Origin of the sequence: Rhodococcus maanshanensis NBRC 100610 (genome assembly GCF_001894865.1) — a bacterium.
GTDB lineage: Bacteria > Actinomycetota > Actinomycetes > Mycobacteriales > Mycobacteriaceae > Rhodococcus_G > Rhodococcus_G maanshanensis.
Genome location: NZ_BCXA01000028.1, coordinates 71,000 through 86,758, shown reverse-complemented (window position 1 = coordinate 86,758; position 15,759 = coordinate 71,000). Strand labels below are relative to the sequence as shown.

The following is a 15,759-nucleotide window of genomic DNA, read 5'->3' as shown; positions in this document are numbered from 1 at the left end:
CGCTCGCGCCGCGCCGCCGCCTTGCCCCGAGGGCTACTGGCAGCCGCATCCTCCACCGGCGGTCGCCGCCGGACCACAGCACGTCGACTTCTCGCTGTGGTCGCAGCAGGTGGCCTGTCGTTCGGTGCTGCAACACGTGGGCGCTAGGGCCTGGGATGCTGCGTCCGTTCGATCCGTCGCCGGGGTCTCGAACGCATTGGGGTTGGTCATGGTGACTCCTTGATCCGTAGGGATGGGCACCAGATCAGACGGAGGAGATCGAGAATGGACGCACCGGCGGGACCGAGAAGGCCGGGGAGCGGCCCGGCGGCCGGATCATCATGCTGTCCCAGTCGGGCCGGATTGGCGGATGGCACAGTGGTTCCCATGCCACTCATTCAGATCAGCCAGACGCCCGGACTCACCACCGAACAGAAGAAGGCCACCATCGAGGCCGTCACCAAGGCGTACGCGGAGGCCACCGGGAAGAACCCTGCGCAGGTGTGGGTCACGCTCACCGACGTGCCGAGGGAGAACTGGGGCGTCGGCGGGGTCCCGCTGGGTTGACCTCAACGGCGGGCGGCTACGCCTTGCCGTTACCCGCGGCGAGGCCTCGGTCGAGCTGCGCGACCATCGCCGTGCTGAGGGTGAGGAGCTCGCGCACCTGCCGCTCGTCCAGGCCGTCGAACAGCAGGGCCTGCACCGTCTCGGCGTGGCCGGGCGCCGCTTCGACGACCTTCTGATAGCCGGTGTCGGTGAGCACGGCCAGCGATCCGCGCGCGCCGACGATGCTCTCGCGGCGCACCCAGCCGACCTTCTCCAGCTTGGTCACCACGTGTGAGAGCCGGGAGAGCGAGGCGTTCGCGGCATTCGCCAGCGCGCTCAGCTGCAATCGCCGGTTCGGCTCCTCGGAGAGTGCCGAGAGGACGAAGTACTCGAAGTGGGTCAGCCCGGAGTCGCGCTGCAGCTGGGTGTCCAGCGCCGCGGGCATGCGGGTCATCACGTTGACCAGCTCGCGCCAGGCCTGCTGCTGCTCCGTGCTCAACCACCGCGTCATCGCGGCCTCCGATCGGAATATTCGTGCTGCTGCTACGTTGACTCCTAAGATACTTGAAGCTTCAATATAAGGAGTCGTTATGAGCGATCACGCTATGCCAGCGCTCTACCTCAGCCACGGCGCCCCTCCGCTGGTCGACGACGACCTGTGGGTCTCCCAGCTCGGCGCGTGGTCGAGCGAGCTGCCGCGGCCGACCGCGATCCTGGTGGTCTCCGCGCACTGGGAGTCGGCTCCGCTCACCATCGGAGCCACCGCCACCGGCACGCCGCTTACCTACGACTTCGGTGGATTCGCGCGCAAGTACTACGAGGTGACCTACCGCTCGCCCGGCGCGCCCGAGCTCGCCAGGCAGGTCGCCGCGCTGATGCCGGACAACGAGCCGGTCGCGCACCAGGAGAACCGCGGTCTCGACCACGGCGCGTACGTGCCGCTCAGCGTCATGTACCCGGAAGCCGACGTCCCGGTGCTGCAGATCTCGCTGCCGACCCTGGACCCGGAGCGGCTGCTGCACCTGGGCGAACGGCTACGTCCGCTGCGCGAGCAGGGCGTGCTCATCATCGGATCCGGTTTCACCACCCACGGATTGCCGTTCCTGCGCGATCTGTCGCCCACCGCGCAGGCGCCCGGCTGGTCCGCCGAGTTCGACGCCTGGGCGGGGGAGCGCTTCGCGGCCGCCGACGTCGACGCGCTGATCGACTTCCGGGCGAAGGCGCCAGGGATGCCCTACGCACACCCGACCATCGAGCACTTCGCTCCACTCTTCGTCACGCTCGGTGCGTCCCGTGATCCCGAGCAGGTGCCATCGCAGGTGATCGACGGGTTCTGGATGGGCCTGGCCAAGCGCTCCATCCAGGTCGCCTAGCCGTGTCTCAGCTCTCCAGTGCGGTGTCGCGGCTGCGCAGGAATTCCAGGGCCTGGTCGCCGTGGGTGTTCGCGCGGAGCTCGCTGGCGATCACCTTGAGCACGGTCCGATCCGAGTCGATGACGAAGGTGGTGCGCTTGACCGGCGACAGCTTCGCGAGCAGTCCGCGGCGCACCCCGAACTGCTCGGCCACCACGCCGCCGACGTCGGCGAGTAGCGGGTAGTCGAAGGACTGCGCCGCCGCGAACGAGGCTTGCTTGTCCACGGTGTCGGTGCTGATCCCGGCCCGCGTCGCGCCAACCGCCGCGAACTCGCCCGCCAGATCGCGGAAGTGGCAGGCCTCGGCCGTGCACACGGGGGTGGAGGCCGCGGGGTAGAAGAAGAGCACGAGGGGGCCGCCCGAGACCAGTTCGCTCAGGGTCCGGACGGTGCCGTCCTGATCGGGGAGCGAGAAGTCGGGGGCCTGCTGTCCGGTCTGCATTGGGCTGAGGCTACCTGCGATGATGGACGGCATGTCCGGCGAGTCAACCACCGTCCAGCCCGCAGTCGCCGTCGCCGATGCGGGCGATCACACCACCACCAGGGCGCAGTTCCGTGCCCTCGCGGCCGACCATCGCGTGGTCCCGGTGACGCGAAAGGTGCTGGCGGACTCCGAAACCCCGCTGTCCGCATACCGCAAACTCGCGGGCGACCGTCCCGGCGCCTTCCTGCTGGAGTCCGCGGAGAACGGCCGCTCGTGGTCGCGGTGGTCGTTCATCGGCGCGGGCAGCCCCGCCGCGCTGACCGTTGTCGACGGGCAGGCCGGTTGGCTCGGCAACGTGCCGGCGGGCGCACCGTCGGGAGGCGACCCGATCGCCGCGCTCGGCCAGACCCTGGAACTGCTGCGCACCGAGCGACTGCCCGGCCTGCCGCCGCTCACCGGCGGCATGGTCGGCTTCCTCGGCTACGACATCATCCGCAGGCTGGAACGGCTGCCCAGCCACGCGATCGACGACCTGCAGATCCCCGAGATGGTGATGCTGCTGGCCACCGACCTGGCCGCCGTCGACCACCACGAGGGCGCCATCACGCTCATCGCCAATGCCGTCAACTGGAATGGCACCGACGAGCACGTCGACGAGGCGTACGACGACGCCGTCGCCCGGCTCGACGCGATGACCCACGCGCTGACCGCGCCCGCGCCGTCGACCGTGTCCACCTACGCCAAGACCGTCCCCGACTACCGCCGTCAGCGCACCACCGAGGACTTCGGTGCCGACGTGAAGCGCCTGATCTCGGAGATCGAGGCGGGCGAGGCGTTCCAGGTGGTGCTCTCGCAGCGCTTCGAGATGGACACCGACGCCGACCCCTTCGACGTGTACCGGATGCTGCGCGCGTCCAACCCGAGTCCGTACATGTACCTGGTGCACGTCCCCGGCGCCGACGGCGAGACCGCGTTCTCCATCGTCGGCTCGAGCCCGGAGGCGCTGGTCACGGTGAGCGAGGGGGTGGCGACCACCCACCCGATCGCGGGCACCCGCTGGCGCGGCGCCACCGAGGAGGACGACATCCTCCTCGAGAAGGACCTGCTCGCGGACGAGAAGGAGAACTCCGAGCACCTGATGCTCGTGGACCTGGGCCGCAACGACCTCGGCCGGGTGTGCGAGCCGGGCACCGTCAAGGTGCACGACTACAGGCACATCGAGCGCTACAGCCACGTCATGCACCTGGTCTCGACGGTCACCGGCCGGCTGGCCGAGGGCAAGCACGCGCTCGACGCGGTCACCGCCTGCTTCCCGGCAGGCACCCTCTCCGGGGCGCCGAAGGTGCGTGCGATGGAGCTGATCGACGAACTCGAGCCGACCCGCCGCGGCATCTACGGCGGGATCGTCGGCTACCTCGACTTCGCGGGCGACGCCGACACCGCGATCGCGATCCGCACCGCGCTGATCAAGGACGGCACGGCCTACGTGCAGGCCGGTGCGGGCGTCGTGGCCGACTCCGATCCGGTCTACGAGGACACCGAGGCGAAGAACAAGGCGATGGCGGTGCTCAGCGCGATCGCGGCGGCGGGCACACTCCGGGCGGTCGGCGGCACCGATGACTGAGCAGGAACCGGACCGGGACCCGGCCGCCGCGCCTGCGAGGGGGCGGGCCTCCGCGGCCGCCGTGCCGGTGCTGCTGCTCGCGGTCGCGGCGCTGTGCCTGTGGGCGTCCTCGCGGATGACCTGGGTCCGCGTCGAGTCGTTCGACGGCCTCGGCGGCGCCCGCACCAGCGAACTGATCGGCGGCACCTGGGCGGCCGCGACCACCCCGCTGGCCCTGACCCTGGTCGCGGCCATCGCCGCCTCCTTCGCCGTGCGCGGCTGGGCCCTGCGGGTGGTCGGGCTGCTGGTCGCGCTCGTGGCGGTCGCGGCGATCCTGCCCGCCGCGTCGCTGCTGATCGGCGGGGTCGACGACGACAAGGCCGGACGGCTCGCCGAGCTGCCCGACCGCGCGGAGGTCACCGCCACCGAGACCTTCGCCCTGCCCGCGGTCCTCGTCCTGTTCGGCGGGGTCACCGCCCTGGTCGCCGCTGTCGCGCTGATCCGCAAGGCGGGCGCGAGCGCCGGGCTGTCGTCGAAGTACGCGGCCCCCGCCGCCCGCAGGGAGGAGGCGGGCAACCGCGCGGCGACCTCGAAGGAACCGCTCAGTGAGCGAATGCTCTGGGACGCACTGGACGCGGGGGAGGACCCGACCGATGCAGACGCTTCCGGGCCAAACGGCCAGGACGGACCCGAGCCGACCGGAGGCACAGGCACCCGCCGTTAGTCAATATGGTGGCGCCCTCTAGGCTTGCCCAATCCGATGAGGTTGCTCACACGGCAACGGCCCAGAAAGGACTCGGGACACGATGACGGTTCTCGATTCGATTCTCGACGGGGTGCGTGCAGACGTCGCAGCCCGTGAATCCGTTCTGGACTTCGCAGCCGTGAAGGCTGCCGCGGCCGCCGCTCCCGCGGCACTCGACGCCGCCGCCGCGCTGCGGGCGCCTGGGATCGGGGTCATCGCTGAGGTCAAGCGGGCCAGCCCGTCCAAGGGTGTGCTCTCGGACATCACGGACCCCGCCGAGCTCGCCACGGCGTACCAGCAGGGCGGTGCCCGGGTGATCAGCGTGCTGACCGAGGAGCGCCGCTTCAACGGCTCGCTCGCCGATCTCGACGCGGTTCGCGCGGCCGTCACCATCCCGGTGCTGCGCAAGGACTTCATCGTCGGTCCGTACCAGATCCACGAGGCCAGGGCGCACGGCGCCGATGTGATCCTGCTGATCGTCGCCGCCCTCGAGCAGGACGCGCTCGCGTCGCTGCTCGACCGCACCGAATCCCTCGGCATGACCGCCCTCGTGGAGGTGCACACCGAGGAGGAGGCCGACCGGGCCCTCGAGGCGGGCGCGAGCGTCATCGGCATCAACGCGCGCAACCTCAAGACCCTCGAGGTCGACCGCGACACCTTCGCCCGGATCGCACCCGGGTTGCCGACCGAGGTCGTCAAGATCGCCGAGTCGGGGGTCCGTGGGACCGCCGACCTGCTGGCCTACGCGGGTGCGGGCGCGGATGCGGTCCTCGTCGGCGAGGGCCTGGTCACCAGCGGCGATCCGCGCACGGCCGTCAAGGATCTGGTGGCCGCAGGGGCGCACCCGTCCTGCCCCAAGCCCGCTCGCTGACCGACCCCTGGCGGGTCGGACCCGACGTGAGTTCGGTCGCACCGACAAGGCAGACTGGACGGGTGAGCACAGACGATCCCGTACTTTCCGCCAAGGGCCGCGGCCTTCCCCGCATGAGTGCCGGTGTGACCGAGCGCAGCGCCCACGAACCCGATCAGGGCGGCCATTTCGGTGCCTTCGGCGGGCGTTACGTCCCCGAGGCGCTGATGGCGGTGATCGAGGAGGTCACCGCCGAGTACGACAAGGCCCGCGGGGACGACTCGTTCCTGGCCGAGCTGGATCGGCTGCAGCGTGACTACACCGGTCGTCCGTCGCCGGTGTACGAGGCCACCCGGCTCAGCGAGTTCGCGGGCGGCGCGCGTCTGCTGCTCAAGCGGGAAGACCTGAACCACACCGGTTCTCACAAGATCAACAACGTGCTCGGGCAGGCGCTGCTCGCCAAGCGGATGGGCAAGACCCGCGTCATCGCGGAGACCGGTGCCGGCCAGCACGGCGTCGCCACCGCCACCGCCTGCGCGCTGCTCGGCCTGGAGTGCGTCGTGTACATGGGTGAGGTCGACACCAAGCGGCAGGCGCTCAACGTCGCGCGGATGCGGCTGCTCGGCGCCGAGGTGATCCCCGCGACCACCGGCTCGGCGACGCTCAAGGATGCCATCAACGAGGCGCTGCGCGACTGGGTCACCAACGCGCACAACACTTACTACTGTTTCGGCACCGCCGCGGGTCCGCACCCGTTCCCGGTGATGGTGCGCGACTTCCAGCGGATCATCGGCCTCGAGGCGCGGGCGCAGGTGCAGGCGCACACCGGCCGGCTGCCGGACGCTGTCGCGGCCTGCGTCGGCGGGGGCTCCAACGCCATCGGCATCTTCCACGCGTTCATCGACGACCCGTCGGTGCGGCTGGTGGGCTTCGAGGCAGGCGGCGACGGCGTCGAGACCGGCAGGCACGCCGCGACGATCGGGGGCGGCACCCCTGGTGCGCTGCACGGCGCCTACTCGTACCTGCTGCAGGACGAGGACGGCCAGACCATCGAGTCACACTCGATCTCCGCGGGCCTGGACTACCCGGGCGTCGGTCCCGAGCACTCGCACCTGCACGACATCGGCCGCGCCGAGTACCGGGCGATCACCGACACCGAGGCGATGGACGCGCTCGCCCTGCTCAGCCGCCGCGAGGGCATCATCCCCGCGATCGAGTCCGCGCACGCGATCGCGGGCGCGCTCAAGCTCGGCAAGGAGCTCGGCGAGGGCGCGATCGTGCTGGTCAACATCTCCGGCCGCGGCGACAAGGACATGGACACCGCCGCGAAGTGGTTCGGCCTGATGCCGGACACCGACACCGAACACTCCAACGAGGAAGGCCAGGCGAAGTGACCGCACCGCAGCCGCACGCCGCAGCACCGTCCCGCCTTGGTGAGCTCTTCGCGCAGTGTCGGGCGGAGAACAGGGCCGCGCTGGTCGGGTACCTGCCCGCCGGCTACCCCGACCTGCCCCGGTCTATCGAGGCCTTCGAGACGCTCGTGGCCTCGGGCTGCGACCTGATCGAGGTCGGCATCCCGTACAGCGACCCGGTGATGGACGGCCCGACCATCCAGGCCGCCGCCGACGAGGCGCTCACCGCCGGCTTCCGGGTCCGGGACGTGTTCACCGTCGTCGAGGCCATCTCGAAGGCGGGCGGCAAGGCCGTCGTCATGACCTACTGGAACCTCGTGCTCAAGTACGGCGTCGACAACTTCGCCCGCGACCTCGCGGCAGCAGGCGGGCTCGGGATCATCACCCCGGACCTCATCCCGGACGAGGCGGCCGACTGGATCGCGGCCTCGGACCGGCACGGTCTTGATCGGACCTTCCTGGTCGCGCCGTCCTCGACCAACGAGCGGCTGGCGCAGACCGTCGACTCCTGCCGTGGCTTCGTGTACGCGACCTCCACGATGGGCGTCACCGGCGCCCGCGATGCGGTGTCCAACATGGCGCCGGATCTGGTGGCCCGGGTGCGTGCGCACTCCGACATCCCCGTCGGGGTCGGGCTCGGCGTCCGGTCCGGCGCGCAGGCCGCCGAGATCGCCGCCTACGCGGACGCGGTCATCGTCGGCTCCGCGCTGGTGACGGCCACCGCCAAGGGTCCCGCGGCGCTGCGGGCGATCACCGAGGAACTCGCCGCCGGAGTCCGCTCGGCTACCGTGGCGTCGTGACCACGACTTCCGACATCCTGGCGTACATCCCGAGCCCGCCACAGGGCGTGTGGACGATCGGACCGCTGCCGCTGCGCGCATACGCGCTCTTCATCATCCTCGGCATCGTCGTCGCCGCGGTGTGGGGCGATCGGCGCTGGGTCGCCCGAGGTGGCGAGAAGGGCACGGTCCTCGACGTCGCGATCTGGGCCGTCCCGTTCGGGTTGATCGGTGGTCGGCTCTACCACGTGGCCACCGACTGGAGCACCTACTTCGGCGAGGGGGGTGACCCGGCCGATGCGCTGAAGATCTGGCAGGGCGGCCTCGGCATCTGGGGCGCCGTGCTGTTCGGCGGCATCGGCGCCTGGATCGGTTGCAGGCAACGCGGGGTGCCGCTGCCCGCGCTCGGTGACGCCATTGCGCCGGGAATCCTGCTCGCGCAGGCGATCGGACGGATCGGCAACTACTTCAACCAGGAGCTGTACGGGCGCGAGACGACCGTGCCGTGGGGCCTGGAGATCTACGAGCGGGTGAACGCCGACGGTCGCCTCGACCAGTTGGCCGGCACCTCCACCGGCGTGGTGGAGAAGGTCGTGCACCCTACCTTCCTGTACGAGCTCGTCTGGAACCTGCTGATCGTCGTGCTGCTGGTCTGGGTGGACCGCCGCTACCAGATCGGCCACGGCCGGCTGTTCGCGCTCTACGTCGCCGGGTACTGCATGGGCCGCCTCTTCGTCGAGCTCCTGCGCGACGACTACGCGACCCACATCGCCGGGGTCCGGATCAACGTGTTCACGTCGATCATCGTGTTCATCGGAGCGGTCATCTACTTCCTCGCGGCGAAGAAGGGCAGGGAGGCCCCGGAGGAGTTGCAGCCGAAGCATCCTCGCGAGCCCGTGGCCGCAGGCATCGCGGCGACAGGTTCTTCGGCGACCGTCGACTCGGCGCCCGAACCCGATGCGGGCGCCGCGGATTCCGGCGGCGCCGACGCGAAAAAGACCGACAGCTAGCTCACGAACAACCAGGGGGGATACATCAACATGTCCGAGGTACCAGAGGGCGGATCGACGCCGGGACCCGTGTACGGACCCGAGGGCACCGGCCCCGGATGGCCGGTGGATGCCGGCGCGACCGGGCCGCAGCAGGCGCCATATGGCCAGGCGCCCACTCAGCCGCAGCAGTATGGCCAGCCGGCGTACGGGCAGCAACAGCCCTACGGGCAGCAGCCGTTTGGGCAGCCGACCCACGGTCAGCAGCCCGGACCGGCCCAGCCCTTCGGGCAGCAGCCATACGGCCAGCAGCAGTACGGCCAGCCCGCCTACTTCGGTGCAGACGCCGGGGCGCCGTACGGCCGCGACCCGTTCACGGGCGAGCCGCTCTCGGACAAGTCGAAGCTCGTCGCCGGTCTGCTACAGATCTTTCTCGGCGCGTTCGGCGTCGGACGGTTCTACACGGGGCATATCGGATTGGCGATCGCGCAGATCGCGGTGACCTGGGTGCTGTGCGGGCTGGGCGCAATCTGGCCGCTGATCGATGGGATCGTCATGCTCGCCGGTAACCCCCGCGACGCCCAGGGGCGCAAGCTCAGGAGCTGACGTCACCGACGGTCGCGGAAACGGCGAAGTGTGCTGAGGTCTGAAGGCTGGTTCTCGGTCCGGTTGGGAGCCCGCGACCAGCGCTAAGGCCATCATCCTCGTCCTATTGGTGCGGGGTGCCCACTGCTAAACTGAGCACGCCCGAGTGTGACGCTCGGAGTTTCTTTTCGGGCCACAGTCGTCCCGGAACCCCGAACTGGTGTGATCTCCACCCGACCCGGTGGGACCCGCCAGCCGAGGCTCCGTGCGATGGCCCCCGCGCGCCACACCCGGCAGCCTTCCCGGCCGATGTGGAGGTGCCCGTTGCTGTTCTCTCGCTCGCCCGCGCCGCAGGGTCTGTACGACCCGGCCCAGGAGGCCGATTCCTGCGGTGTCGCGATGGTGGCCGACATCCTCGGCAGGCGCTCGCACTCGATCGTCGCGGACGGGCTCCTCGCCCTGGCGAATCTCGAACATCGCGGTGCCGCGGGCGCCGAACCGAACAGCGGAGACGGCGCGGGCCTACTGCTGCAACTGCCGACCGCCCTGCTCGCGGAGGTCGCCGGGTTCGCGCTGCCCGAGCCGAACCAGGCAGGCGCCAACACCTATGCCGCCGGGATCTGCTTCCTCCCGCAGGCGCCGGATCGACGGGCCGCCGCGGTCGAGCGGATCGGTGCGATCGCCGAGGACGAGGGACTCGAGGTGCTCGGCTGGCGCGAGGTGCCGGTCGACCCCGATGGCGCGGACATCGGCCGTTCCGCGCGCGACTGCATGCCGCACATGAGCCAGCTGTTCGTCGCGGGACCTGCTGGTCCCGACGGCCGTCCCGCGGGCCTGGACCTGGACCGTCTGGTCTACGGGCTGCGCAAGCGTGCCGAGCAGGTCACCCCACAGGTCGAGGCGGAGGGCACCGGGGTGTACTTCCCGTCGCTGTCGAGCCGGACGATGGTCTACAAGGGGATGCTGACCACCGCGCAGCTGCCCGCCTTCTTCCCCGACCTGCGCGACGACCGCTGCCACAGCGCGATCGCGATCGTGCACAGCAGGTTCTCCACCAACACCTTCCCGTCCTGGCCCCTCGCCCATCCGTTTCGATTCGTCGCCCACAACGGCGAGATCAACACCGTGCGCGGGAACCGGAACCGGATGCACGCAAGGGAGGCGCTGGTCGCCAGCGCGCTGATCCCCGGTGACCTCAAACGGCTCTTCCCGATCTGCACGCCCGAGGCCTCGGATTCCGCGTCCTTCGACGAGGTGCTCGAGCTGCTGCATCTCGGTGGCCGCAGCGTGGCGCACGCCGTGATGATGATGGTGCCGGAGGCGTGGGAGAACGATGCCCAGATGAACGCCGAGCGGCGCGACTTCTACCGCTTTCACGCCTCGCTGATGGAGCCGTGGGACGGCCCCGCCTGCGTGACCTTCACCGACGGCACCGAGGTCGGGGCGGTGCTCGACCGCAACGGCCTGCGTCCCGGCCGGTGGTGGCAGACGGCGGACGGGCGGGTGATCCTCGCCAGCGAGAGCGGCGTCCTCGACGTGCCGCCGTCCGAGGTGGTCGCCAAGGGCAGGCTCGAACCCGGACAGATGTTCCTCGTCGACACCGCGGCAGGCCGGATCGTGCCGGACGAGGAGGCCAAGCTGCGGCTCGCCAGGGAGCGTCCGTACTCGGAGTGGCTGCACAGCGGGCTGCTCGAGCTGAGGGAGCTGCCGGAACGCGCGCACATGCAGCATCCGCACGAGTCGGTGGTGCTCAGGCAGGTGGTCTTCGGATACACGGAGGAGGACCTCCGGATCCTGCTCGCGCCCATGGCTTCCGCGCCCGGCGAGCCGCTGGGCTCGATGGGAACCGACACCCCGGTGGCGGTCATGTCGCAGCGTTCGCGGTTGCTCTACGACTACTTCATCGAACTGTTCGCGCAGGTGACCAACCCGCCGCTGGACGCGATCCGGGAGGAGGTCGTCACGTCCCTCTCGCGGGTGATGGGACCGGAGCAGAACCTGCTCGACCCGACCGCCGCCTCGTGCAGGCAGATCGTGCTGCCGTGGCCGGTGCTCGACAACGACGAGCTCAGCAAGATCATCCACATCAACGACGACGGCGACAACCAGGGCCTGGCCGCCACGGTGCTGCGCGCGCTCTACGACGTCGAGCGGGGCGGCGCAGGCATGGCCGAGGCGATCGAGGAGTTGCGGTCGGCGGCGAGCGAGGCGATCTCGGCGGGGTACCGGACGCTGATCATCTCGGACCGCGATTCGGACCATGCCCGCGCGCCGATCCCGTCCCTGCTCGCGGTCTCCGCGGTGCACCACCACCTGGTGCGGACGAAGGAGCGCACCAAGGTGGCGCTTGTCGTCGAGACCGGTGATGCGCGCGAGGTGCACCATCTGGCGCTGCTGATCGGTTTCGGGGCAGCTGCGGTGAACCCGTACCTGGCGATGGAGTCCATCGAGGACCTCGTCAGCGAGGGCGAACTGGTCGGCGTCGAGCCGCAGATCGCGGTCCGCAACTACCTGACCGGGCTGGGCAAGGGCGTGCTGAAGGTGATGTCCAAGATGGGCATCTCGACCGTCGGGTCCTACACGGCGGCACAGGTTTTCGAGGCCATCGGACTCGACCGCGAACTGGTCGACGAGTACTTCACCGGCACCGTCAGCAAGCTCGGCGGGGTCGGACTCGACGTGCTCGCGGAGGAGGTCCGGATGCGGCAGCGGATCGCATACCCCGACAACCCGACCGACCGGGCGCACCGCAGGCTGGAGGTGGGCGGCGAGTACCAGTTCCGCCGCGAGGGCGAGCTGCACCTGTTCACCCCGGAGACGGTGTTCCTGCTCCAGCACGCGACCCGGTCGCGCCAGCGCGAGGTGTTCGCCCGGTACAGCGAGGAGGTCAACCGGCTGGCCGCGGCGGGAGGCGCACTGCGCGGGCTGTTCCGGTTCCGCGATGGACTTCGCGAGCCGGTCCCGCTCGACGAGGTGGAGTCCGTGGAGTCCATCGTCACGCGCTTCAACACGGGCGCGATGAGCTATGGGTCGATCTCGGCCGAGGCGCACGAGACGATGGCGATCGCGATGAACAACCTCGGCGGACGGTCGAATTCGGGGGAGGGCGGCGAGGACACCGACCGGCTCTACGATCCGCGCAGGCGCAGCGCGGTCAAGCAGGTCGCCAGCGGCCGGTTCGGCGTCACCAGCGACTACCTGGTGAACGGCACCGACATCCAGATCAAGATGGCGCAGGGCGCGAAGCCGGGGGAGGGCGGGCAGTTGCCCCCCTTCAAGGTGTACCCGTGGGTGGCCAAGACCAGGCACTCGACGCCGGGCGTCGGGCTGATCTCGCCGCCGCCGCACCACGACATCTACTCGATCGAGGATCTGGCCCAGCTGATCCACGACCTGAAGAACGCGAACGAGCAGGCCCGCGTGCACGTGAAGCTGGTCAGCTCGGTCGGCGTCGGGACGGTCGCGGCCGGGGTGTCGAAGGCGCACGCCGACGTGGTGCTCATCTCCGGGCACGACGGCGGCACAGGGGCGTCCCCGCTGACCTCCCTCAAGCATGCGGGAGCGCCATGGGAGATCGGGCTCGCCGACGCGCAGCAGACGTTGGTGCTCAACGGTCTTCGGGACCGGATCACCGTCCAGTGCGACGGTGGCATGCGTACCGCCCGCGACGTCATGGTCGCGGCATTGCTCGGCGCGGAGGAGTTCGGGTTCTCCACGGCGCCGCTGATCGTGGCCGGTTGCATCATGATGCGGGTCTGTCACCTCGACACCTGTCCGGTCGGGGTGGCAACCCAGAACCCGGAACTGCGCAAGCGGTACAACGGCAAACCGGAGTTCGTCGAGGAGTTCTTCCGGTTCATCGCCCAGGACGTCCGGGAGTTCTTGGCGCAGCTCGGCTTCCGCAGTATCGACGAGGCGGTGGGCCGGGCCGACGTGCTCGAGACCGCGGAGGGCATCGCGCACTGGAAGAGCCGTGGCCTCGACCTGTCGGCGATCTTCGAGATCCCGACCGACCGCGACGGCACGCCGATGACCCAGCGCCGCAGGCAACGCGATCAGGATCACGGCCTGGAGTTGGCGCTGGACCGCACCCTGATCCAGCTCGCCGAGGGCGCGCTGGAGGACGCGCACCCCGTGCGGCTGGAGCTGCCGGTGCGCAACGTCAACCGCACGGTCGGCACCCTGCTGGGGTCGGAGGTGACCCGTCGCTACGGCGCGGAGGGGTTGCCGGACGACACCATCCGAGTGGAGCTGACCGGCTCGGCCGGCCAGTCGCTCGGCGCGTTCCTGCCGCCAGGGGTGACGATCGACATGATCGGCGACGCGAACGACTACGTCGGCAAGGGGCTCTCGGGCGGCCGGATCGTGGTGCGGCCGTCCCCGGACGCGACGTTCGCGGCGCAGGGCCAGGTGATCGCGGGCAACACGATCCTCTACGGCGCCACGTCCGGCGAGGTCTACCTGCGCGGGCTGGTCGGCGAGCGGTTCTCGGTGCGCAACTCCGGCGCCACCGCGGTAGTCGAGGGCGTCGGGGACCACGCCTGCGAGTACATGACCGGCGGCCGCGTCGTGGTGCTCGGCCGCACGGGCCGCAACCTCGCGGCCGGCATGTCCGGCGGCATCGCGTACGTCCTCGACCTGGATCCGGAGATGGTGAACCCGGCGATGGTCACGCTGCAGCGACTCGATGCGGACGACCTCGCGTGGCTGGCCGAGGCGGTCGCGCGGCACCGGCACTGGACCGGGTCGCCGTTGGCGGCCTCGGTGCTGGCGGACTGGCCGCGCCGAAGCGCGTTGTTCACCAAGGTGCTGCCGGTCGACTACCAGCGGGTGCTCGACGCGACCCGCCTCGCGCGGGCCGAGGGCCGGGACGTGGACATCGCGATCATGGAGGCGGCTCGTGGCTGATCCCCAGGGCTTCATGAAGGTCGTCAAGAGGGACGCACCCAAGCGCCCGGTCACCGAGCGCATCGGTGACTGGAACGAGGTCTATACCGAGCAGCCCGCCGCGGAGCGGGCAAGGGAGGTCGCCGAGCAGGCGACCCGGTGCATGGATTGCGGGGTTCCGTTCTGCCACTCGGGTTCCGCGGGCTGCCCGCTGGGCAACCTGATCCCCGATTGGAACGACCTGGTGCGCCGTGACCGGTGGGGCGCGGCCAGCGAACGGCTGCACGCCACCAATAACTTCCCCGAGTTCACGGGCCGGGTCTGCCCGGCGCCATGCGAGGCGGCGTGCGTGCTGTCGATCGCCGAGAACGACACCGGCGGCTCGGTCACGATCAAGCGGATCGAACAGGCCATCGCGGACGCGGCGTGGGAGGGCGGCATCGTCGTGCCCCAGCACCCGGTGATCAGCACGGGCAAGAAGGTCGCGGTGGTCGGCTCGGGACCAGGCGGCCTGGCCGCGGCGCAACAGCTCACCAGGGCGGGGCACGACGTGACGGTGTTCGAGCGCGACGACCGCCTCGGCGGACTGCTGCGGTACGGCATCCCCGCGTTCAAGATGGACAAGTCGATCCTGGAGCGGCGCCTGACCCAGATGCGATCGGAGGGAACCCATTTCGTCACCGAGTGCGAGGTCGGCGTTGATCTGACCGTGGAACAGCTGCGCGCCCGGTTCGACGCCGTCGTGCTGGCCGTCGGTGCGCTGCGGGCGCGGGACAACACCACCGTGGAGGGTCGCGAGCTCAAGGGCATCCACCTGGCGATGGACCACCTGGTGCTGTCGAACCGGGAATGCGAGGGTGACGGCGCGAGCCCCATCACCGCGAAGGGCAAGCACGTGGTGATCATCGGGGGCGGTGACACCGGGGCCGACTGCCTCGGGACCGCGCACCGTCAGGGGGCGGCGTCGGTGACCCAGCTCGACTACAACCCGGAGCTGCCGACCGAACGCGACGACGAGCGTTCCCCGTGGCCGTCCTGGCCGATGGTGCTGCGCACCTCGCCCGCGCACGCGGAGGGCGGCGTCCGCCGCTACGAGGTCGCGGTGCAGCGCTTCCTCGGCGACGAGCAGGGCAACGTGCGGTCGATGGTGCTGGCCGAGGTGAAGGTCAGCCGGGACGAGGATGGGCGCAGGCACGTCCGTCCCGTCGGCGAGGAGGTCGAACTGCCCTGTGAGATGGCGCTGTTCGCGATCGGCTTCGAGGGCGTCGAGTACAGCCGGATGCTCGACGATCTCGGGTTGACGCTGACCCGACGCGGTGTCCTCTCGTGCGGTCCTGACTGGCAGACCACGGCGCCGGGCGTCTTCGTCTGCGGAGACGCGCACCGCGGGGCGTCGCTGGTGGTGTGGGCGATCGCAGAGGGGCGATCGGCTGCGCGCGGCGTCGACGTTTACCTCTCGGGACAATCGGACCTTCCCTCGCCCGTGCACCCGACATCGCTGCCGCTCGCGGTCGTGTGAATCGCAGGCAAACGCAAAGGGTCTAATTG

Annotated in this window: 13 protein-coding genes; 11 read left to right on the top strand and 2 right to left on the bottom strand. The window is 70.2% G+C overall.

Translation table 11 applies throughout. The features are described 5' to 3' along the window. Nucleotides 1–366 precede the first annotated feature (366 nt). Nucleotides 367–546 carry a tautomerase family protein gene (locus RM1_RS14605; protein WP_027502040.1) on the top strand — a complete coding sequence of 60 codons (180 nt, stop codon included), beginning with the start codon at nt 367–369 and terminating at the stop codon, nt 544–546. A 16-nt stretch (nt 547–562) separates the two neighbouring features. Here RM1_RS14605 and RM1_RS14600 read toward each other — a convergent pair whose 3' ends face one another. Then, entirely contained in the window at nt 563–1,036 is a 474-nt protein-coding gene (locus RM1_RS14600) for a MarR family winged helix-turn-helix transcriptional regulator (protein WP_072752243.1), read from the bottom strand. A gap of 79 nt (nt 1,037–1,115) precedes the next feature. Between RM1_RS14600 and RM1_RS14595 the strand changes: the two genes are divergently transcribed. After that, nucleotides 1,116–1,898 (top strand): dioxygenase family protein, encoded by a 783-nt coding sequence (locus RM1_RS14595; protein ID WP_083576729.1) that lies wholly within the window; start codon nt 1,116–1,118, stop codon nt 1,896–1,898. 7 nt (nt 1,899–1,905) lie between these two features. Here RM1_RS14595 and RM1_RS14590 read toward each other — a convergent pair whose 3' ends face one another. Beyond that, nucleotides 1,906–2,379 (bottom strand): peroxiredoxin, encoded by a 474-nt coding sequence (locus RM1_RS14590; protein WP_072752240.1) that lies wholly within the window; start codon nt 2,377–2,379, stop codon nt 1,906–1,908. Between the two features lie 31 nt (nt 2,380–2,410). On the opposite strand from RM1_RS14590, the gene RM1_RS14585 reads away from it, so the two are divergent. The 9 genes from RM1_RS14585 (at nt 2,411) to RM1_RS14545 (ending at nt 15,730) form a co-directional block, all read left to right on the top strand. Further along, a complete protein-coding gene (locus RM1_RS14585; RefSeq protein WP_072752285.1) occupies nt 2,411–3,985 on the top strand; it encodes an anthranilate synthase component I in 1,575 nt (524 codons plus the stop codon). Continuing rightward, nucleotides 3,978–4,688: a TIGR02234 family membrane protein gene (locus RM1_RS14580; protein ID WP_072752238.1), complete on the top strand. Its 711-nt coding sequence runs from the start codon at nt 3,978–3,980 to the stop codon at nt 4,686–4,688. Before RM1_RS14585 ends, RM1_RS14580 begins: the two co-directional genes overlap by 8 nt. A gap of 82 nt (nt 4,689–4,770) precedes the next feature. Next, entirely contained in the window at nt 4,771–5,580 is an 810-nt protein-coding gene (trpC, locus tag RM1_RS14575) for an indole-3-glycerol phosphate synthase TrpC (protein WP_072752236.1), read from the top strand. 113 nt (nt 5,581–5,693) lie between these two features. After that, entirely contained in the window at nt 5,694–6,953 is a 1,260-nt protein-coding gene (trpB, locus tag RM1_RS14570) for a tryptophan synthase subunit beta (RefSeq protein WP_051637511.1), read from the top strand. After that, a complete protein-coding gene (gene trpA, locus RM1_RS14565; RefSeq protein WP_072752234.1) occupies nt 6,950–7,771 on the top strand; it encodes a tryptophan synthase subunit alpha in 822 nt (273 codons plus the stop codon). Before trpB ends, trpA begins: the two co-directional genes overlap by 4 nt. After that, nucleotides 7,768–8,760 (top strand): prolipoprotein diacylglyceryl transferase, encoded by a 993-nt coding sequence (gene lgt, locus RM1_RS14560; protein ID WP_072752232.1) that lies wholly within the window; start codon nt 7,768–7,770, stop codon nt 8,758–8,760. Before trpA ends, lgt begins: the two co-directional genes overlap by 4 nt. A gap of 30 nt (nt 8,761–8,790) precedes the next feature. Beyond that, nucleotides 8,791–9,345: a TM2 domain-containing protein gene (locus RM1_RS27055; protein ID WP_072752230.1), complete on the top strand. Its 555-nt coding sequence runs from the start codon at nt 8,791–8,793 to the stop codon at nt 9,343–9,345. Between the two features lie 303 nt (nt 9,346–9,648). Then, complete coding sequence (gene gltB, locus RM1_RS14550) at nt 9,649–14,232, top strand: glutamate synthase large subunit (protein ID WP_083576728.1); 4,584 nt, start codon at nt 9,649–9,651, stop codon at nt 14,230–14,232. Beyond that, entirely contained in the window at nt 14,225–15,730 is a 1,506-nt protein-coding gene (locus RM1_RS14545) for a glutamate synthase subunit beta (protein ID WP_072752228.1), read from the top strand. Before gltB ends, RM1_RS14545 begins: the two co-directional genes overlap by 8 nt. The last annotated feature ends 29 nt before the right edge of the window (nt 15,731–15,759 follow it).